Origin of the sequence: Kitasatospora viridis (assembly GCF_007829815.1) — a bacterium.
Taxonomy (GTDB): Bacteria; Actinomycetota; Actinomycetes; order Streptomycetales; family Streptomycetaceae; genus Kitasatospora; species Kitasatospora viridis.
This window is the reverse complement of record NZ_VIWT01000001.1, coordinates 3284283-3302339: the sequence shown is the minus strand read 5'-3', so window position 1 is coordinate 3302339 and position 18057 is coordinate 3284283. Positions and strand designations below refer to the sequence as shown.

Genomic DNA, 18057 nt, shown 5'->3' with positions numbered 1-18057 from the left:
GACCCGAGCCGATCGCCGCTCGCACACCGTGAGTTCAGGAGTCTCCCCGTGAACCGACGCTCCGTCCGTGTTGCCGCCGTGCTCAGCGCCTCAGTCGCGCTGGCCGCCGGATCGCTCAGCCAGGCCTACGCCGCCGGCAACGACCTCGCCGCCCGCCAGCACGGCGCTGCCAAGCACGTGCTGCTGATCTCGGTGGACGGCCTCCACCAGTCGGACCTGAGCTGGTACGTCGCCCAGCACCCGCAGTCCGCGCTGGCCAAGCTGGTGAACGGCGGGGTCCAGTACACCGACGCCCGGACCACCACCCCCTCGGACTCCTTCCCCGGCATGGTCGCGCAGGCCACCGGCGGCGGCCCGGGCACCACCGGCGTCTACTACGACGACACGTACAACGCCGCGCTGCTGCCCGCCGGCACCACCGACTGCAAGGGCGCCAAGCCCGGCGTCGAGGTGGACCTGACCGAGGACCTGGACAAGAACAAGGCCTCGATCGACGCCGGCCAGGGCCTGGCCGGGCTGCCCGGCTCGATCCTGCAGATGACCGGCAAGCCGCAGACCCTGCTCAACCCGAGCGCCCTGCCGGTGGACCCGACCACCTGCAAGCCGGTCTACCCGCACTCCTACCTGCAGGTGAACACCATCTTCGAGGTGGCCAAGCAGGCCGGCCTGCACACCGCCTGGTCGGACAAGCACGCCGCCTACGACATCCTGAACGGCCCCTCCGGCACCGGCATCGACGACCTGTTCACCCCGGAGATCAACTCCGACGCGAACGGCTACCCGGCCGGCAACGACTGGACCACCGACAACAAGGCCACCCAGCAGTACGACGGCTACAAGGTGCAGGCGGTCCTCAACGAGATCGACGGCTACGACCACGGCCGCGCCCACAAGACCGGCACCCCGGCGATCTTCGGCCTGAACTTCCAGAGCGTCTCCACCGCCCAGAAGCTGCCGAACTCCGACGGCCTGCCCGGCGGCTACACCAGCAAGAACGTGCCCAGCCCGCTGCTCGGCAAGGCGCTGGACTACGTCAACGCCCAGGTCGGCGCGCTCACCGCCGAGCTGCGCAAGGAGCACCTGGACAAGAGCACCACGGTGATCCTCTCCGCCAAGCACGGCCAGTCGCCGACCGACCCGCAGGCGCTCACCCGGATCGACGACGGCCCGCTGCTGGACGGCCTGAACGCCGCCTGGAAGCAGGCCCACCCGGGCGCCGGCGACCTGGTCGCCCACTCGGTGGACGACGACGGCGTGCTGCTCTGGCTGAACGACCGCTCGGCCGCCGCCACCGCCTTCGCCAAGAACTACCTGCTGGCCCAGAACGGCACCGGCAACGACGTCAACGGCGCCCCCAAGGCCTTCACCGCCTCCGGCCTGACCAAGGTCTACGCGGGCGAGCAGGCGGCCGACTACTTCGGCGTGAAGCCGGGCGACCCGCGGGTGCCGGACGTCTTCGGCATCTCGCAGTACGGCGTGGTGTACACCGGCGGCAAGGGCAAGGTCGCCGAGCACGGCGGCGCGCACGCCGACGACCTGGACGTGCCGCTGGTGGTCGCCGGCGCCGGCACCCCGGACCACGTGCGCGACTCGGCCCCGGTGCAGACCAAGCAGATCGCGCCGACCATCCTGAAGCTGCTCGGCCTGAACCCGCAGGACCTGCAGGCGGTGCGCACCGAGCACACCAAGGTGCTGCCGGTCCGCTGAACCTGACGCTCGATCAGTCGGCGATCAGCGCACCGAGTTCGCCGCGCGAGGCGATGCCCAGCTTCGGGTAGGCCTTGTAGAGGTGGTGGCCGACGGTGCGGGGGCTGAGGAAGAGCTGGGCGGCGATCTCCCGGTTCGACAGCCCCCGCGCCGCCAGCCGGACGATCTGCTCCTCCTGCGGGGTCAGCCCGGCCAGCGGGCCGGCCGGCGCCGCCTGCGGGGCGGCCGAACCGGCCGCGCCCAGCTCGGTGCGGGCCCGCTCGGCCCAGGGCGCGGCGCCGAGCCGCTCGAACACCTCCAGCGCGGTGCGCAGTCGGGCCCGGGCCTCGGTCTTGCGCTTGCCGCGCCGCAGCCACTCGCCGAACAGCAGGCTGGTGCGGGCGAGTTCGAACGGCCGGTCGGCCGTCTCGTGCAGCTCCAGTGCCGCCAGGTAGCCGGACTCGGCCAACTCGGCGGGGCCGAGCAGGGCCTGGCAGCGCAGCACCAGCGCCCTGGCCCACCCGGGATCGCCGATCCGGGCCGACCAGGCCGCGAACTCCTCGAAGGCCGGCTCGGCCCGCTCCGGGGCGCCCAGCCGCACGGCCGCCTCGACCAGGTCGGGCACGGTGCGCACCGCCGAGACGTGGTGCCGGTACGGGCCCGTCGCGTGCCCGGCCAGCCGCTCCACCACCTCCGCCGCCCGGCCCTGCCCCAAGTCGTGCACGGCCAGCGCCCACTGGGTCCAGGAGGTGCCGGCGGCCGGGGCGCCCCAGGCGGTGGCCGCGTCCCCGAGCGCCTCGGCGGTGCGGCTCGCGACCGTCTCGCCGTCACCCCGGATGGCCGCCAAGTAGGCCTCCATGGCGCAGAGTTGACTGACCCACTGGGACTGCCCCAGGTCCCGGGCCAGGGTCAGGCCCTCGGCGGCGGCCAACTCGGCGTCGCGGTGGCGGCCGTGGAACAGCTCGGCCTCACCGCGGAAGAAGAGCAGCGTGGGCAGCAGCCCGAGCGCGCCCGCCGCCCGCGACTCGGCGATCAACTCCTCGGCCAGCTGGAAGGTTTCGACGTCCCGCCCGGCCACCAGCGCGGCACCGGCCAGCTGCACCAGGTCGCGCGGGCTGTCCGCCCCGGCCGCCCGGGCCCGGCGGGCGGCCGACAGCAGCGGCTCCGCGGCCGGCCCCGCCGGCGGCCGCCCGAAGGCCGGGCCGACCAGCCCGAGCAGCTGCGCGACCAGTGGCACCAAGGCCTCGCCGTCCGGCAGTTCGACCGCACCGAGGCGGCGCAGCACCTCGCGCACCGCCTCGTCGCCCAGGTACCAGGCGGTGTGGAAGGCCTGCAGCAGACCGCGCACGGCGACCGACGGCTCGATGTCCCGGTCGACCGCGGTGAGCAGCAGCCGGTGCGCCTCCGGGTAGTCACCGCGCCAGAAGGCGACGGTGCCGCGCACCCAGTCCAGCACGGCCAGCACGTGCTCGTCGCCGCCCCCGGCCGACTCGGCGGCGGCCAACTCGGCCGCCCGCTCGGCCAGTCGGCGGGCCCGGTCGGCCTCGGCCGCGTCCAGCGCCGCCTCCGCCGCCAGGGTCAGGCAGCGCACCGCCACCGCCGGGTCAGGCGAGAGCCGGGCGGCCCGCTCGAAAGCCGCCGCCGCACCGGAGTGCCCGGCCTTGGCGGCGGCCCGGCGGCCGGCCCGCTCCAGCGCGGCGGCCAGCGCCGCGTCCTGCCCGGTGGCCGCGAGCGCCAGGTGCCAGCTGCCCCGGTCCTCCTCCCCCGCCGCCAGCAGCTCCTTGCCAATGGCCTGATGGATCGTCAACTTTTCGTCCAGCTCGGCTGATTCGAGCAGCGCGGTGCGCAGCAGCGGGTGCCGCAGGCGCAGCCGGGCACCGTCCGGCGAGCGGCTCAGCAGACCGGCCGACTCGGCCGGCGCCAGGTCGGCCGCCCCCGCGCCGAGCGCCTCGGCGGCCCGCAGCACGGTGGCCAGCTCGCCCTGCTCCTCGGCCGCGGCCACCAGCAGCAGCGCCCGGGTCGGGCCGGGCAGCCGGGCCACCTGGCCGAGGAAGGCCTGCCGCAACCGGTCGGTGAGCGCCACCGGGCCGTCCCCCGGCGCCAGGCCGGCGGCCACCGCGGCGGGCAGTTCGGTCAGCGCCAGCGGATTGCCCCGGGCCTCGGCCAGCACCCGGTAGCGCAGACCCGCCCCCTCCCCCTGCGTGCCACCGGCCACCGCGGTCAGCAACTCGGCCGCGGCGGACGGCTCCAGCGGGCCCAGCCGCAGCTCGGGCAGGCCGGGCGCGGCGAAACCGCCCTCGCCGTCCCGGGCCGCGAAGAGCAGCACCACACCCTCCCGATCCAGCCGGCGGGCGGCCAGCAGCAGCGCGTCCGCCGAGGCGCGGTCCAGCCACTGGGCGTCGTCCACCAGGCAGAGCAGCGGCTGCTCGGCGGCGAGTTCGGCCAGCAGACCGAGCGTGCCCAGCGCGCTGACCAGCCGCTCCCCGGCCCCCGCCGCCTCCGCCAGCCCGAACGCCGCCTCCAGCGCCCGCCGCTGCGGCGCGGGCAGCGCGGGCAGCCGGTCCAGCGCGGGGGCCAGCAGCAGGTGCAGGCCGGCGAACGGCAGGTCGGCCTCGAACTCCACCCCCGTCGCCCGGATCACCCGGAACCCCTCGGCCCGCTCGGCCGCGAGGTCCAGCAGCGCGCTCTTGCCGATCCCCGGCTCGCCGCGCAGCACCAGCACCCCGCTGCGCCCCTCCCGCGCCGCCGCCAGCAACGCGTCGACGGATGCCTGCTCCCCTGCCCGCCCGTACAGCATGCCCGCAGCCTACCGATGGCTGACTGATTCGGCGTTCGCGCATCCGGCCTACCTTTTTGACCAGCGGAAACGCCGCGAACCACACGAAGGGGAAACCGACATGACGAACATTCAGCAGCTGGCCGACCAGTACCTCGCCACCTGGAACGAGACCGACCCGGCCGCCCGCCGCAAGCTGATCGACACCTCCTGGGCCGCCGACCTGAGCTACACCGACCCGCTGGTCGAGGTGACCGGCCGGGACGCGCTGGACGCCACCATCGGCGCCGTCCAGCAGCAGTTCCCCGGCCTGGTCTTCACCCTCGGCGAGACCGGGGTGGACGGCCACCACCAGCAGGCCCGGTTCACCTGGAACCTCGGCCCGGCCGACGGCGAGGCCCTGGTGGTCGGCTTCGACGTGGTGACCAGCGACGCCGAGGGCCGGATCGCCACCGTGCTCGGCTTCCTGGACAAGGTGCCGACCGCCTGAAGACCCCCGTGGGCGCCGGCCACCCCCGGCCGGCGCCCCCGCTCCCGCTCCCGCCCTCGCCCTCGCCCTCGCCCGCCCGAACGAACCCGGAGAAGACAGTGACCACCACGCTCACCCGCCCGCTCCCCACCGCCCCCGACACCGCGCCCGGCCACCGCGGCCTGCTCCCGGTGGTGCTCACCGCGACGTTCATGACCACGCTGGACTTCTTCATCGTCAACGTCGCCATACCCTCGCTGCAGACCGAACTACGGGCCGGCCCGAGCGCCGTGCAATGGGTGGTGGCCGGCTTCGGGCTGGCGCTGGCCGCCGGGCTGGTCACCGCCGGCCGACTCGGCGACCGGTTCGGCAGACGGGCGATGTTCGCCCTCGGACTGCTGCTCTTCACCGTCACCTCGGCCGCCTGCGGCCTCGCCCCCAGCGCCGGCGTACTGATCGGCGCCCGGGTGCTGCAGGGCCTGGCGGCGGCACTGACCGGCCCGCAGGTGCTGGCCATCCTGCGCACCAACTACACCGGACCGGCCCAGGCCAAAGCATTCGGCGCCTTCGCGATGACCATGGGCATCGGCGCGGTGCTCGGCCAGCTGATCGGCGGCCTGCTGATCCAGGCCGACCTGTTCGGGCTCGGCTGGCGCAGCTGCTTCCTGATCAACCTGCCGGTCGGCCTGGCCACCCTGGCCCTGGTCAAGCGCTGCGTACCGGAGTCGCGGGCACCCCAGCGTCAGCGGCTCGACCTGCCCGGCACCGCGCTGATCACCGCCGCCGTCACCACCCTGGTGCTCCCGCTGATCCAGGGCCAGGCGCAGGGCTGGCCGCTGTGGACCTGGCTCTGCCTGGCCGGCTCCGCCGTGCTCTTCGGGCTCCTCGTGCTGCACCAGCACCGGTACGCCACCGACCCGGTGGTCGACCTGCGGCTGTTCCGGGAGCGCAGCTTCGGGCTGGGCATCGCCGCCCAGCTGGTCTTCAACCTCGGCCAGGCCTCCTTCTTCCTGGTGCTCGCCGTCTACCTGCAGCAGGGCCACGGCCTGGACGCGCTCGGCTCCGGCCTGCTCTTCACCGCGATCGGCGGCGGCTACCTGATCACCTCCACCGTGGCGCCCCGGGTGGCCGCCCGGCTCGGCCGGCACACGATCTCGCTCGGCGCCCTCGGCCTGGCCGCCGGCCTCGCCCTGCTCGCGCTGACCGCCGGGCAGCTGGGCCACACCGACACCGCCTGGTGGCTGGCGCCCGGGCTGTTCGTGGACGGGCTCGGCATGGGCCTGGTGATCGGCCCGCTGACCAGCTCGGTGCTGACCGGGGTGCGCCCGCAGCTGGTCGGCTCGGCGGCCGGGGTGCTCTCCACCGTGCAGCAGGCCGGCGGCGCGCTCGGTGTCGCGGTGATCGGCGGCCTCTTCTACGCCGACGCGCACCGCGGCCTCGGTCCGGCCTTCGAGCGCTCGGCCCTGCTGCTGATGGGGCTGGAGCTGCTGCTCGCGGCGCTCGTCCAGGCGCTGCCCCGCCGTTCACCGCACGCCGGATGAGCCCCTGTTGACCTGCCCGGGGAGACCCGTGCCAAAGTGACTCGGATGAGTAGCGAGAAGAACGACGTGCCCGCCTGGGAGCTGCGCTTCCGGGCGGCACGCGTGTCCCTCCCCGACTGGGCGGACGACGCCCCCGACCGTTCGCTCTACGTGTCGAACACCACCGGCACCTACCAGGTGTACGCCTGGGACCGGGCCACCGACCGCCACCGCAAGGCCACCGACCGGCCGCACGGCACCACCGACGCGGTGCTCTCCCCGGACGGCGAGTGGATCTGGTGGTTCGACGACACCGACGGCGACGAGTACGGCATCTGGCGCCGGCAGCCGTTCACCGGCGGGCCCGACGAGGTGGCCGTGCCCGGTCTCGGCCCGTCCTACGAGGCCGGTCTGGCACTCGGCCGGGACGGCACCGTGGTGGTCGGCCGCTCCACCGACGAGGACGGGACCACCCTGCACCTGCTGCGCCCCGGCGCCGCCGAGGCCGTGGAGATCTACCGGCACGCGGAGTACGGCGGCGTCGGCGACCTCTCGCACGACGGCACGCTGCTCGCCATCGACCACACCGAGCACGGCGACGCGATGCACAACGCGATCCGGGTCGTCGCCACGGCGGACGGCTCCACCGTCGCCGAACTGGACGAGGTCACCGGCTGCGCGGAGCCGCGCGGCCTGGCCTGCCTGGGCTTCGCCCCGGTCCCCGGGGACAGCCGGCTGCTGCTCGCCCACCAGCGCCGCGGACGCTGGGAGCCGATCCTCTGGGACCCGCTGACCGGCGCCGAGACCGAGCTGGTGCTGCGCACCGAGGACGGCCGCCCGCTGCCCGGCGACGTCTCCGCCCAGTGGCGCCCCGGCGCCCGGGCGCTGCTGGTGGAGCACGAGTACGAGGCCCGCAGCGAGCTGTTCAGCTACGACCTGGCGAGCGGCGAACTGACCCGGGTGACGACCCCGCGCGGCACCGTGGTCGGCGCCTCGCCGCGCCCCGACGGCACCGTCGAGTACCTGTGGTCCTCGGCCGCCGAGCCCTCGGTGGTCCGCTCCACCACCGGCGACGTGGTGCTCCGGGCGCCCGGCGCGGTGCCGCCGGGCTCGGTGCCGGTGCAGGACGTCTGGGTGGACGGCCCGGGCGGCCCGGTGCACGCGCTGGTCCAGCGCCCGGTCGGCGACGGCCCGTTCCCCACCGTCTTCGAGGTGCACGGCGGCCCGACCCACCACGACACCGACTCCTTCGCCGCCGGCCCGGCCGCCTGGCTGGACCACGGCTTCGCGGTGGTCCGGGTCAACTACCGCGGCTCCACCGGCTACGGCCAGGCCTGGACCGACGCGCTGCACGAGCGGGTCGGCCTGATCGAGCTGGAGGACATCGGCGCCGTCCGGGACTGGGCGGTGCGCAGCGGCCTGGCCGACCCGGCGCGGCTGGTGCTCTCCGGCGGCTCCTGGGGCGGCTACCTGACCCTGCTCGGGCTCGGCGTGCAGCCGGACTCCTGGTCGCTCGGCGTGGCCGCGGTCCCGGTGGCCGACTACCTGACCGCCTACGCGGACGAGATGGAGGCGCTGCGCTCGCTGGACCGCACGCTCTTCGGCGGCACCCCGGACGAGGTCCCGGAGCGCTGGGCCGCCTCCTCGCCGCTGAGCTACGTGGAGCGGGTCAAGGCGCCGGTCTACATCAGCGCCGGGGTGAACGACCCGCGCTGCCCGATCCGCCAGATCGAGAACTACGTGGACAAGCTCACCGACCTGGGCCTGCCGCACGAGGTCTACCGGTACGACGCCGGGCACGGCTCGCTGGTGGTGGACGAGCGGATCAAGCAGCTGCGGCTGGAGCTGGACTTCGTCAAGCGCCACCTCAAGGTGTAGCGGGCTCCGGCTGGTCCAGGACCGGGTCGAGCCCGAGCGCCAGGTCCTGGGCCGCCTCGGCCTCCCGGCGGGCCAGCCGGAACCACATGAAGCCGACGAAGCCCGCGAAGACGAACCACTCCAGGGTGTAGCCGAGGTTCTGGAAGGCGCGGGCGGTCAGGCCGTCCCCGCCGGCCGGCTGCGCGGTCGGCACCGCGGTCAGTCCGGCCGACACCCCGTCGGCGGCCACCCAGCCGTCGTAGGTCGGGTAGGGCAGCAGGTTGACCAGGGTGGCCGGGCTGATCATGCCGAGCTGCCCGGTCGGCAGCCCGCCGTCCACCGCGCCGCTGGTGTCGGTGGTCTCCGGCGCCTGCAGCCGGCCGTCCACGGTCACCTGGCCGGTGGGCGGCGCGGGCAGCTGGGCGCCCGGGGACCCGGGCAGCCAGCCGCGCACCACCGCCACGGCCGGACCGCCGGCGGCGGTGCGCAGCGGGGTCAGCAGGTAGTAGCCCTGGCGCCCGTCCACCGTGCGGTTGGGCACGGCCAGCTGCCGGCCCGCGTCGTAGCTGCCGGTGACGCTGACCGGCTTGCCCACGGTGACCGTGCTGACCTTGCTGTCCGGGGTGGTCAGCACGCCGGACAGCGGGGTGGCCGCGGCGCCCGGGGCGGGGCCGGCCGCGGTGGCGCGGTGCGGCGTGACGCGGTCCTCGAACCGGCCGAGCTGCCAGGTGCCCAACCAGAGGCAGACCGCGATCGCGGCCAGCGCGAGCACGGTGCCGCCGAGCCAGCGCGGAGTCAGGAGGAACCGGTACACACCCACCACGGTAACCACCCTTACCACCGGCTCCGGGCCGGGGTCCCCTCCCGGCCCGGCGCGGGGGTCGGGGACACCGGCCGTCAGGACGGGTGCGGGCCCCGGTTGTCAGGACGGGTGCGGGCCCCCGGCTACTGCGCGCTCCCCCGGTAGAGGGTGCCGCCGCCGCACACGCCGGTGACCAGGGTGCTGGCGGCGTCCGGCGCGACGCCGAGCGGGCGCAGCGCGACCGACAGGGTGCCGGGGGTGGCGGCGGTGGACGGCGCCTGGGTGGGCGCGGTCGGCGGGGGCGGGGCGGGCGAGCCGGTGGCCGCCGGGCTGGCCCCGCCGTCGGCGGCGGTGGCCGGGGAGGCCGCGGCCACGGCCGCACCGCCCTGCTGGGCGGCCGCGCCGCTGCCGGCGGGGCCGGCCGCCGCGCTGGCGGCGCCACCGGTCGGGGCGGGCGCGGTGGTCGGGCTCTGGCCGCCGGACTGCTGGCCGCCGCTCGGGCAGGCCGCGTCCGGCACCCAGGCGAACGGCAGCTGGTAGCCGGCCCCGGCGGCCAGCAGCAGCCCGCCGGCCGGGAAGGGGGTGGCCGCGGGCAGTCCGCCCGCCGGGTCGCCGGCGGTGTGGTCGAGCACCCGCACCGTGCCCGTCCCGCCGCTGAGCTGGCCGCTCAGCGTGCCGGGGTCGCCGAGCAGGCAGGGGTGGCCGGAGACGTTGTTGACGCTGAAGTTGCCGTAGACCCGCCCGGCGGCGTCGGGCAGGCCGACCGTCACGGCGCCGGTGCCGAGGTCGCCGCGCTGGCAGGCGGGCGCCGCGCTGCTGGGCCCGGTGGCGGCGGTGGGCGAGGTGCTGGGCGCTCCGGCACTGGCCGAGGGGCTGGCCGGGGCGCTGGTCGGGGCGGGCACCGCTGAGGCGGTCTCGGGCACCGGCAGCGGCACCACCGGTCTGCCGCTGCGGGCGGCGGAGCCGGCGGTGGCCGATCCGCTGCCGGCGCTGGTCGGGCTGCTGCCGGCCGCCGAGCCGTCGGAGAGCTGGAGCGCGCCGAGCCCGTTCAGGGTCGGCACGGCGACCGCGGAGAGCACCACGATCAGCGCCGCACCGGTCCAGGCCTGCCGGTAGCGGGCCCGCCGGGCGGGGACGGCGCGGCGGATCCGGGCGAGCGCGTCCGGGGCGGGCTGGATGCCCTCCACCGAGCGGTGCAGCAGCGCCCGGACGACCTGCTCCTGGGGTTCCTCGCTCGCAGCCGCGTCGGCAGCCGCGCTCGGCGCGGGAGCTGACGGGTCGACGGCCGCCGACGGGTGGTCAGGCCCCGGCACGCGCTCGGCAGCCGACGGATCGTCGGACGGCGGCGCGTGCGCGCCCTCGGAATGGCCGAACCGGTCGTCAGTCATTGCCGTTCTCCATCAGCACCCGAAGGGCCGCCAGGCCGCGCGAGCCGTAGGCCTTGACCGCACCCACCGAGACGCCCAGCAGCTCCGCCACCTGGGCCTCCGTCAGGTCGGCGTAGTAACGCAGCACCAGCACCTCGCGCTGACGCCGCTGCAGGCTGCGCAGCGCCGTCTTCAGCTGGTCCCGTTCCAGGGCATCGTAGGCACCCTCTTCTGCACTGGCCATGTCAGGCATCGGCTTGGGCAGCAGGCGCAGCCCGAGGATCCGCCGTCGCAGCGTGCTCCGGGACAGGTTCACCACAGTCTGCCGCAGGTAGGCGAGGATCTTCTCCGGTTCGCGGACCCGGCGGCGGGCCGCGTGCACCCGGATGAACGCCTCCTGGACCACGTCCTCGCAGCTGGACTGGTCGTCGAGGAGCAGCGCCGCGAGCCGGAGCAGCGAACGGTAGTGCGCCTGGTAGGTATCGGTCAGCAGGTCGACGCTCGCACCGGCCGTCTCGGCCGCCGCCGTCACCTCCGACTCAACGGGTCGCCGCACGGGATCCAACCGCGCCCCGGCCCGCCGAGCCGGGCGCGCCCGGGTCGGTCTTGCTGCCGCGCCTACCAGTGCCAGGTCTGTCACGCCCGTTGGACACTCGATCCCCCCTCAGGGTTGCCCTACCTGGGGGACATTCTTCCGCACGCGCCGCAGCCCCCTCCAGCGGATGGGGGCTCCGGGGGCGGAGCGGGCTCAGCCGGTGAGTTCCGCGGCCACCAGTTCGGCGATCTGAGCGGTGTTCAGCGCCGCTCCCTTGCGCAGGTTGTCGCCGCAGAGGAAGAGGTCCAGCGCGTTCGGGTCGTCGAGCGAGTGGCGGATCCGGCCGACCCAGGTCGGGTCGGTGCCCACCACGTCGTTCGGGGTCGGGAACTCGCCCTTCTCCGGGTCGTCGTAGAGCACCACGCCGGGCGCCTGGGCCAGGATCTCCTGGGCCCGCTGCCGGCTGACCTCCCGTTCGAAGACCGCGTGCACGGCCAGCGAGTGGGTGGTGACCACCGGGATCCGCACGCAGGTGGCGGAGACCCGCAGGTTCGGCAGCCCGAGGATCTTGCGGCTCTCGTCGCGCACCTTGAGCTCCTCGGAGGACCAGCCGTCCGCCTTGAGCGAGCCGGCCCAGGGCACCGCGTTGAGCGCCAGCGGCGCCGGGAACGGACCGGTGTCGCCGATCACCCGGCGCAGGTCGCCGGCCTGCTCGCCGACAGCGGTGCCGGCCACCCGCGCGGTCTGCTCGCGCAGTGCGTCGATGCCGGCCTGCCCCGCGCCGGAGGCCGCCTGGTAGGAGGCGACCACCAGTTCGCGCAGCCCGAACTCGGAGTGCAGCGCGCCGATGGCGACGATCATCGACAGCGTGGTGCAGTTCGGGTTGGCGATGATCCCGCGCGGCCGCAGCCGGGCGGCCGCCGCGTTCACCTCGGGCACCACCAGCGGCACGTCGTCGTCCATCCGGAAGGCGCCGGAGTTGTCGATGACGATCGCGCCCTTGGCCGCCGCGATCGGCGCCCACTGCGCGGAGACCTCGTCCGGGACGTCGAACATCGCGATGTCGATGCCCTCGAAGGCCTCCTCGTCGAGCGCCACCACGGTGGTCTCGCGGCCGCGCACGGTGAGCGTGCGGCCGGCCGACCGGGGCGAGGCGATCAGCCGGACCTCGCCCCAGACGTCCTGCCGGGCGGAGAGCAGCGAGAGCATCACGCCGCCCACCGCCCCGGTGGCTCCGACCACGGCCAGGTTCGGCTTCCCGCCCCCGGCCGTGGTGGTGGTCATCGTCCGGTCCCGCCGTAGACGACGGCCTCGTCGCTGTCGCTGTCGAGCCCGAAGGCGCTGTGCACGGCCCGGACCGCCTCCGGCACGTCGTCGGCGCGGGTGACCACCGAGATCCGGATCTCCGAGGTGGAGATCAGCTCGATGTTCACGCCGGCCTCGGAGAGCGCCTCGAAGAAGGTCGCGGTGACGCCCGGGTTGGACTTCATGCCGGCGCCGACCAGAGAGATCTTGCCGATCGCGTCGTCGTAGCGCAGCGACTCGTAGCCGATGCCGTCCTTCACCCGGCCGAGCGCGTCGATCGCCTTCTGGCCCTCGGTCTTCGGCAGCGTGAAGGAGATGTCGGTCAGGCCGGTGGCGGCGGCGGAGACGTTCTGCACCACCATGTCGATGTTGACCTCGGCGTCCGCGATGGCGCGGAAGATCCGGGCCGCCTCGCCCGGCTTGTCGGGGACGCCGACGACCGTGACCTTCGCCTCGGACGTGTCGTGGGCGACTCCGGAGATGATGGCCTGCTCCATCTCGCCCCCTTCGGGCTTGTTCGGGTTGGTGTTGCTGACGATGGTCCCCGGCAGTCCGGAGAAGGACGATCGTACGTGGATCGGGATGCTGTAGCGCCGGGCGTACTCCACACAGCGGTCCAGCAGCACCTTGGACCCCGAGGATGCCAGCTCCAGCATGTCCTCGTAGGCGATCCAGTCGATCTTGCGCGCCTTCTTGACCACCCGGGGGTCGGCGGTGAAGACGCCGTCCACGTCGGTGTAGATCTCGCAGACCTCGGCCTTCAGGGCCGCGGCCAAGGCCACCGCGGTGGTGTCCGAACCGCCGCGGCCGAGCGTGGTGATGTCCTTGCTCACCTGCGAGACGCCCTGGAACCCGGCGACGATCGCGATGTTGCCCTCGTCCAGCGCGGAGCGGATCCGGCCGGGCGTGACGTCGATGATGCGCGCCTTGTTGTGGACCTGGTCGGTGATCACACCGGCCTGGCTGCCCGTGAAGGACTGCGCCTCGTGCCCGAGGGATTTGATCGCCATCGCCAGCAGGGCCATGGAGATCCGCTCGCCAGCGGTCAGCAGCATGTCGAACTCACGGCCGGCAGGAATGGGGGAAACCTGCTCGGCGAGTTCGATGAGCTCGTCCGTCGTGTCGCCCATCGCCGACACCACGACGACGACCTCATGGCCGTCCTTCTTGGCGTCGACAATTCGGCGTGCCACGCGCTTGATGCCCTCGGCATCCGCAACGGATGAGCCGCCGTACTTCTGCACGACAAGGCCCACGTGCGCTCCTCGACTGAGTCGTTTTCGGGGGGTGGTGCCCGGCGCGGGGTGGCGCCGTCCGGTCCCCCCAGACCCCCTGACCGGGGGTACTGCGGTCGTCGTCAGTCTACCGAGCAGCCGTCACCCGGCCGGTCCTTTCCATATGATGAGACCGTAATTTCACGTTCTGAACGCACCCCGGACGGGTCGACCGGCAGGTCTGCGGGGGTGCCGCGAACCGCCGAAAGAATTTCACGCCACCGGCTGGGACGGCTGGAAATACACGGGCGGAGATTTTTACGAGAATTTCTCGCCGGGGGCGTTTGGGAGGGGGGTGGGGCAGGTGCGCCGCACCGGACTCCTGAGCCCCGACCTCTGCCTCCGGATCAGATGCCGAGCTCGGCCGCCATCAGATCGCCCGCCTGCTGCTCCAGCTGCTCGTCGGTGAGGCCGTCGTCGTCGATGTCCGCACCGTCCGGCACCGCGCCGATCGGGCTGTCCATCCGGACGTGGGCGATCAGCGACTGCAGCGCCCGCAGCACCGCCGTGCAGGTCGAGCCCCAGGTGGAGAGGTAGGAGTACTGCCACCACCAGAGCGCCTCGCTGATCCGGCCCTCGTCGTAGTGGGTCAGCCCGTGGCGCAGGTCGCTCACCACGCCGGCCAGGTCGTCGGAGATCCGGAAGGCGTTCGGGCGCTCCGGCGGGCCGTACGGGTCGAAGACCTCGTGGTAGACGTCGATCGGGGCGAGCAGCTCGGCCAAGTGCTCGCGCAGCTCGGCGCCGTCCGGCTCCGGACCGGCGTCCGGCTCGAAGCGGTCCTCCGGGACCACGTCCTCCACCGCGCCCAGCCGGCCGCCGGCCAGCAGCAGCTGGGACACCTCCAGCAACAACAGGGAGATCGCACTGCCCGGCTCGTCGCCCTTGGCGATCTCGGTGACGGCCACCACGAAGCTCTTCACCGAATCCGCGATCTGCACCGCGAAGTCGTCCGGCTCGGGCAGGTGGGCCGCGTCGCGCGCGGCCGGATCGGCAAAAATCCCGGACATCTCAGACATCGAGCAGTCGTCTCCCTTCGAAGGCCCGGCCGAGGGTGACCTCGTCGGCGTACTCCAAGTCCCCGCCGACGGGCAGTCCGCTCGCCAGCCGAGTCACCTTCAGGCCCATCGGCTTGCAGAGCCGGGCCAGGTAGGTGGCGGTCGCCTCCCCCTCCAGGTTGGGGTCTGTGGCCAGGATCAGCTCGCCGACGGTGCCGTCGGCGAGCCGGGCCAGCAGTTCGCGGATCCGCAGGTCGTCCGGGCCGACGCCCTCGATCGGGCTGATCGCGCCGCCCAGCACGTGGTAGCGGCCGCGGAACTCGCGGGTCCGCTCGATCGCCACCACGTCCTTCGGCTCCTCGACCACGCAGATCACCGTCAGGTCGCGGCGCGGGTCCAGGCAGACCCGGCACTGCTCGGCCTCGGCGACGTTCCCGCAGGTCGCGCAGAACCGGACGCGCTCCTTGACCTCCAGCAGCGCGTGCGCGAGACGGCGCACGTCCACCGGGTCGGACTGCAGCACGTGGAAGGCGATCCGCTGGGCGCTCTTCGGACCGACCCCGGGCAGCCTGCCCAGCTCGTCGATCAGGTCCTGCACCACGCCTTCGTACACCGCTGCGCCTTCCTTCCGGCTGGTTCGTCCTCATCATCCAACGAACGGGGCGCCGGGCACAGCGCCCGGCGCCCTGAAGTCGTCAAACGTTCAGGCTTGATCTACTGCTGTTCAGACTCGCCCGGGCCGCGGACCCGCGGCAACGGGCACCGGGCCGGCTGCTCAGAAGGGCAGGCCGGGGATGGCGCCGCCGCCCAGGCCCTGGGTCAGCGGGCCCATCCGCTCGGCCGCCATCTTCTGCGCCTCGCCGACGGCGTCCCGCACCGCGGCCAGCACCAGGTCGGCCAGGGTCTCGGTGTCCTCCGGGTCGACGGCCTGCGGGGAGATGGTCAGCGCGGTCAGCTCGCCGTTGCCGGTCACCGTCGCCTCGACCAGGCCGCCGCCCGCCGAACCGGTCAGTCGGGCCTCGGCCAGCTCCTGCTGCGCCTGCGCGAGGTCCTGCTGCATCTTCTGGGCCTGCTTCAGCAGGGCCTGCATGTTGGGCTGGCCGCCACCAGGGAACACTGCGCCACTCTCCGTCTCGTCACAGCTCGCGTCACCGTGCGGACGCGCTGGGTCGAGCCTACGTCCCCCGCCGGTCAGTTCCCGTGCTGGATCTCCTCCAGCACGGTCGCGCCCAGTTCACGCACGATCAGCTCCTCGGCCGCACCCTGCTGTTGAGCGGGCGGCGGGGCGGCGAGGTCGGCACCGCCGTAGTCCTCGTAGTCCTCCGGCGGGTAGTCCTCCGGGTAGGGCTCGGGCTGCGCGGACGGGGGCGGGGACTGCGGCGACGGCTGGGCGGCCGGGGCCGACGGCTGCTGGTACGCCGGGGGTGCGGCGGGAGCCGACTGCTGCGCGGGCGGCTGCGGGGCCTGGGCGTGCGGCGGCGCGGACTGGGCGGGCTGGGTGGGCTGCGCGGGGGCGGGTGCGCCTGGTGCGCCGAAGCCACCCTGGCTGGTCTGGTGGCCGCCCACCGCGGTGGCCGTGGGCTGCTGCGGGCGGGCCGGGGGCGCGCCCCAGCCGCCGTTGCCGCCACCGCCACCGCCACCGCCGGACGGGGCGGCGGGCGCGGAGGCCCCGGCACCGGACGGGTCGACGATGCACTCGACCCGCCAGTCCACGCCCAGCGCGTCGCTGATCGCCTGGCGGAGCACGTCGTCGCTGTTGCTGGAGACGAAGCTGTCGCGGGCACCCGCGTTGATGAACGAGACCTGCAGGGTGCTGCCGTCGAAGCCGGCCACCTGGCCGTTCTGGCTCAGCAGGATCCAGGTGAAGCGGCGGCGGTTCTTCACCGCCTCCAGCACCTGCGGCCACATCTGACGCACCTGGGCGGCGCCCTGCTGGCTCTGCGGGCCGGGCTGGACGGCCTGCGCGGGCTGCGGGGGCTGGGGGGCCGGCGCGGGCGGGGTGGCGGCCACCGCCGGGGCTGCTGCGGGGGCCGGCTGGGCAGGCGCGGCCGCGCCGCCCGGGAAGCTGCGCGGGATCGGCCAGGCGCCCGGGGCCGGGCCGGCCGGAGCCGCGGGCGGCGGCGGGGCCACCGGCTGCTGCTGGTGCTGCACCGGGACGGCCTGCACCGGCGGCTGCGCCACGGGCACCTGAGGCGCCGTCGGCTGAGGGGCCGTCGGCATCGTGGACATCGTGGGCACGGCCATCGTCGGCATCGGCTGGACCGCCGACCCCTCAGCAGGCTGACCGCCCGTCACCACCGGTCGGCGCTCCAGCTTGTCCACCCGGGCCATCAGCGAGAGCTCGTCCTGGTACGCGCCCGGCAGCATCACCCGGGCGCAGATCAGCTCCAGCTGCAGCCGGGGCGCCGCATTGCCGCGCATCTCGGTCAGCCCGGTGTTGACGATGTCGGCGGCCCGGCTGAGCTCCGCCGGGCCGAACCGCTCGGCCTGCGCCTGCATCACCTCGACCCGGTCGGCCGGCGCGTCGATCAGACCCTTCTCCCCGGCCTCCGGCACTGTGGCCAGGATCACCAGGTCGCGCAGCCGCTCCAGCAGGTCGGTGACGAACCGCCGCGGGTCGTGGCCACCCTCGACCACCCGGTCGATCACCTGGAAGACCGTCGCCCCGTCCTGCGCGGCGAAGGCGTCCACCACCTCGTCCAGCAGCGCCGAGTCCGTGTAGCCGAGCAGCGCGGTGGCCATCTGGTAGGTGACGCCCTGCTCGCCGGCGCCGGCCAGCAGCTGGTCCATCACCGACATCGAGTCACGCACCGAGCCCGCGCCGGCCCGCACCACCAGCGGGAAGACCGTGTCCTCCACCTGGATCCGCTCGCGCCCGCAGACCTCCGTCAGGTAGTCCCGCAGCGTCCCCGGCGGCACCAGCCGGAACGGGTAGTGGTGGGTGCGGGACCGGATCGTCCCGATCACCTTCTCCGGCTCGGTGGTGGCGAAGATGAACTTGAGGTGCTCCGGCGGCTCCTCCACCACCTTGAGCAGCGCGTTGAACCCGGCCGAGGTCACCATGTGCGCCTCGTCCAGGATGAAGATCTTGTACCGGCTGTGCACCGGGGCGAAGAACGCCCGCTCGCGCAGCTCACGCGCGTCGTCCACACCACCGTGCGAGGCCGCGTCGATCTCGATCACGTCGATCGAGCCGGGCCCGCCGGTCGCCAGGTCGCGGCAGCTCTGGCACTCACCGCAGGGCGTCGGCGTCGGCCCCTGCTCGCAGTTGAGGCAGCGGGCCAGGATCCGGGCACTCGTCGTCTTCCCGCACCCCCGCGGACCGCTGAACAGGTACGCGTGGTTGACCCGGTTGTTGCGCAGGGCCTGCTGGAGCGGAGCGGTCACGTGCTCCTGCCCGATGACCTCGGCGAAAGTCTCGGGACGGTAGCGGCGGTACAGGGCTAGGGACACGCCCTCGACGATATCGGG

The 18057-nt window shown here is 74.2% G+C and carries 14 protein-coding genes; 4 read left to right on the top strand and 10 right to left on the bottom strand.

Annotated features, from left to right (window positions below):
- The first annotated feature begins 48 nt into the window (after window positions 1-48).
- A complete protein-coding gene (locus tag FHX73_RS14695; RefSeq protein WP_170304921.1) occupies window positions 49-1707 on the top strand; it encodes an alkaline phosphatase family protein in 1659 nt (552 codons plus the stop codon).
- 13 nt (window positions 1708-1720) lie between these two features.
- On the opposite strand, the gene FHX73_RS47175 is transcribed toward FHX73_RS14695, so the two are convergent.
- The gene (locus FHX73_RS47175) at window positions 1721-4483 is read right to left on the bottom strand and encodes a helix-turn-helix transcriptional regulator (RefSeq protein ID WP_145905434.1); all 2763 of its coding nucleotides are present in this window, start codon (window positions 4481-4483) and stop codon (window positions 1721-1723) included.
- A gap of 100 nt (window positions 4484-4583) precedes the next feature.
- Between FHX73_RS47175 and FHX73_RS14685 the strand changes: the two genes are divergently transcribed.
- From FHX73_RS14685 to FHX73_RS14675, 3 genes are all read left to right on the top strand, one after another.
- On the top strand, window positions 4584-4952 hold the full coding sequence (locus FHX73_RS14685) for a nuclear transport factor 2 family protein (RefSeq protein ID WP_211786198.1): 369 nt from the start codon (window positions 4584-4586) through the stop codon (window positions 4950-4952).
- A gap of 98 nt (window positions 4953-5050) precedes the next feature.
- Window positions 5051-6472 carry an MFS transporter gene (locus FHX73_RS14680; protein ID WP_246213534.1) on the top strand — a complete coding sequence of 474 codons (1422 nt, stop codon included), beginning with the start codon at window positions 5051-5053 and terminating at the stop codon, window positions 6470-6472.
- Window positions 6473-6517: 45 nt separating this feature from the next.
- Window positions 6518-8329, top strand: coding sequence for a S9 family peptidase (locus FHX73_RS14675; RefSeq protein ID WP_145905433.1), 1812 nt, complete (start codon window positions 6518-6520; stop codon window positions 8327-8329).
- Here FHX73_RS14675 and FHX73_RS14670 read toward each other — a convergent pair.
- The 9 genes from FHX73_RS14670 to FHX73_RS14630 form a co-directional block, all read right to left on the bottom strand.
- A complete protein-coding gene (locus tag FHX73_RS14670; RefSeq protein ID WP_145905432.1) occupies window positions 8319-9122 on the bottom strand; it encodes an SURF1 family protein in 804 nt (267 codons plus the stop codon). The two genes, FHX73_RS14675 and FHX73_RS14670, sit on opposite strands and share 11 nt — an antisense overlap.
- 131 nt (window positions 9123-9253) lie before the next feature.
- Complete coding sequence (locus FHX73_RS14665; RefSeq protein ID WP_145905431.1) at window positions 9254-10498, bottom strand: hypothetical protein; 1245 nt, start codon at window positions 10496-10498, stop codon at window positions 9254-9256.
- Window positions 10491-11042 carry a SigE family RNA polymerase sigma factor gene (locus FHX73_RS14660; RefSeq protein WP_145905430.1) on the bottom strand — a complete coding sequence of 184 codons (552 nt, stop codon included), beginning with the start codon at window positions 11040-11042 and terminating at the stop codon, window positions 10491-10493. The genes FHX73_RS14665 and FHX73_RS14660 overlap by 8 nt, the downstream gene beginning before the upstream one ends.
- Window positions 11043-11225: 183 nt before the next feature.
- A complete protein-coding gene (locus FHX73_RS14655) occupies window positions 11226-12296 on the bottom strand; it encodes an aspartate-semialdehyde dehydrogenase (RefSeq protein ID WP_145905429.1) in 1071 nt (356 codons plus the stop codon).
- Window positions 12293-13573, bottom strand: a complete 1281-nt coding sequence (locus tag FHX73_RS14650) for an aspartate kinase (RefSeq protein ID WP_145905428.1) — start codon at window positions 13571-13573, stop codon at window positions 12293-12295. Before FHX73_RS14650 ends, FHX73_RS14655 begins: the two co-directional genes overlap by 4 nt.
- Window positions 13574-13938: 365 nt before the next feature.
- Window positions 13939-14598, bottom strand: coding sequence for a DUF5063 domain-containing protein (locus FHX73_RS14645; RefSeq protein ID WP_145908282.1), 660 nt, complete (start codon window positions 14596-14598; stop codon window positions 13939-13941).
- Between the two features lies 1 nt (window position 14599).
- Complete coding sequence (gene recR, locus FHX73_RS14640) at window positions 14600-15199, bottom strand: recombination mediator RecR (protein ID WP_145905427.1); 600 nt, start codon at window positions 15197-15199, stop codon at window positions 14600-14602.
- Window positions 15200-15361: 162 nt separating this feature from the next.
- Complete coding sequence (locus FHX73_RS14635) at window positions 15362-15703, bottom strand: YbaB/EbfC family nucleoid-associated protein (protein ID WP_145905426.1); 342 nt, start codon at window positions 15701-15703, stop codon at window positions 15362-15364.
- A 74-nt stretch (window positions 15704-15777) separates the two neighbouring features.
- The gene (locus FHX73_RS14630; protein WP_145905425.1) at window positions 15778-18039 is read right to left on the bottom strand and encodes a DNA polymerase III subunit gamma and tau; all 2262 of its coding nucleotides are present in this window, start codon (window positions 18037-18039) and stop codon (window positions 15778-15780) included.
- Between the last annotated feature and the right edge of the window lie 18 nt (window positions 18040-18057).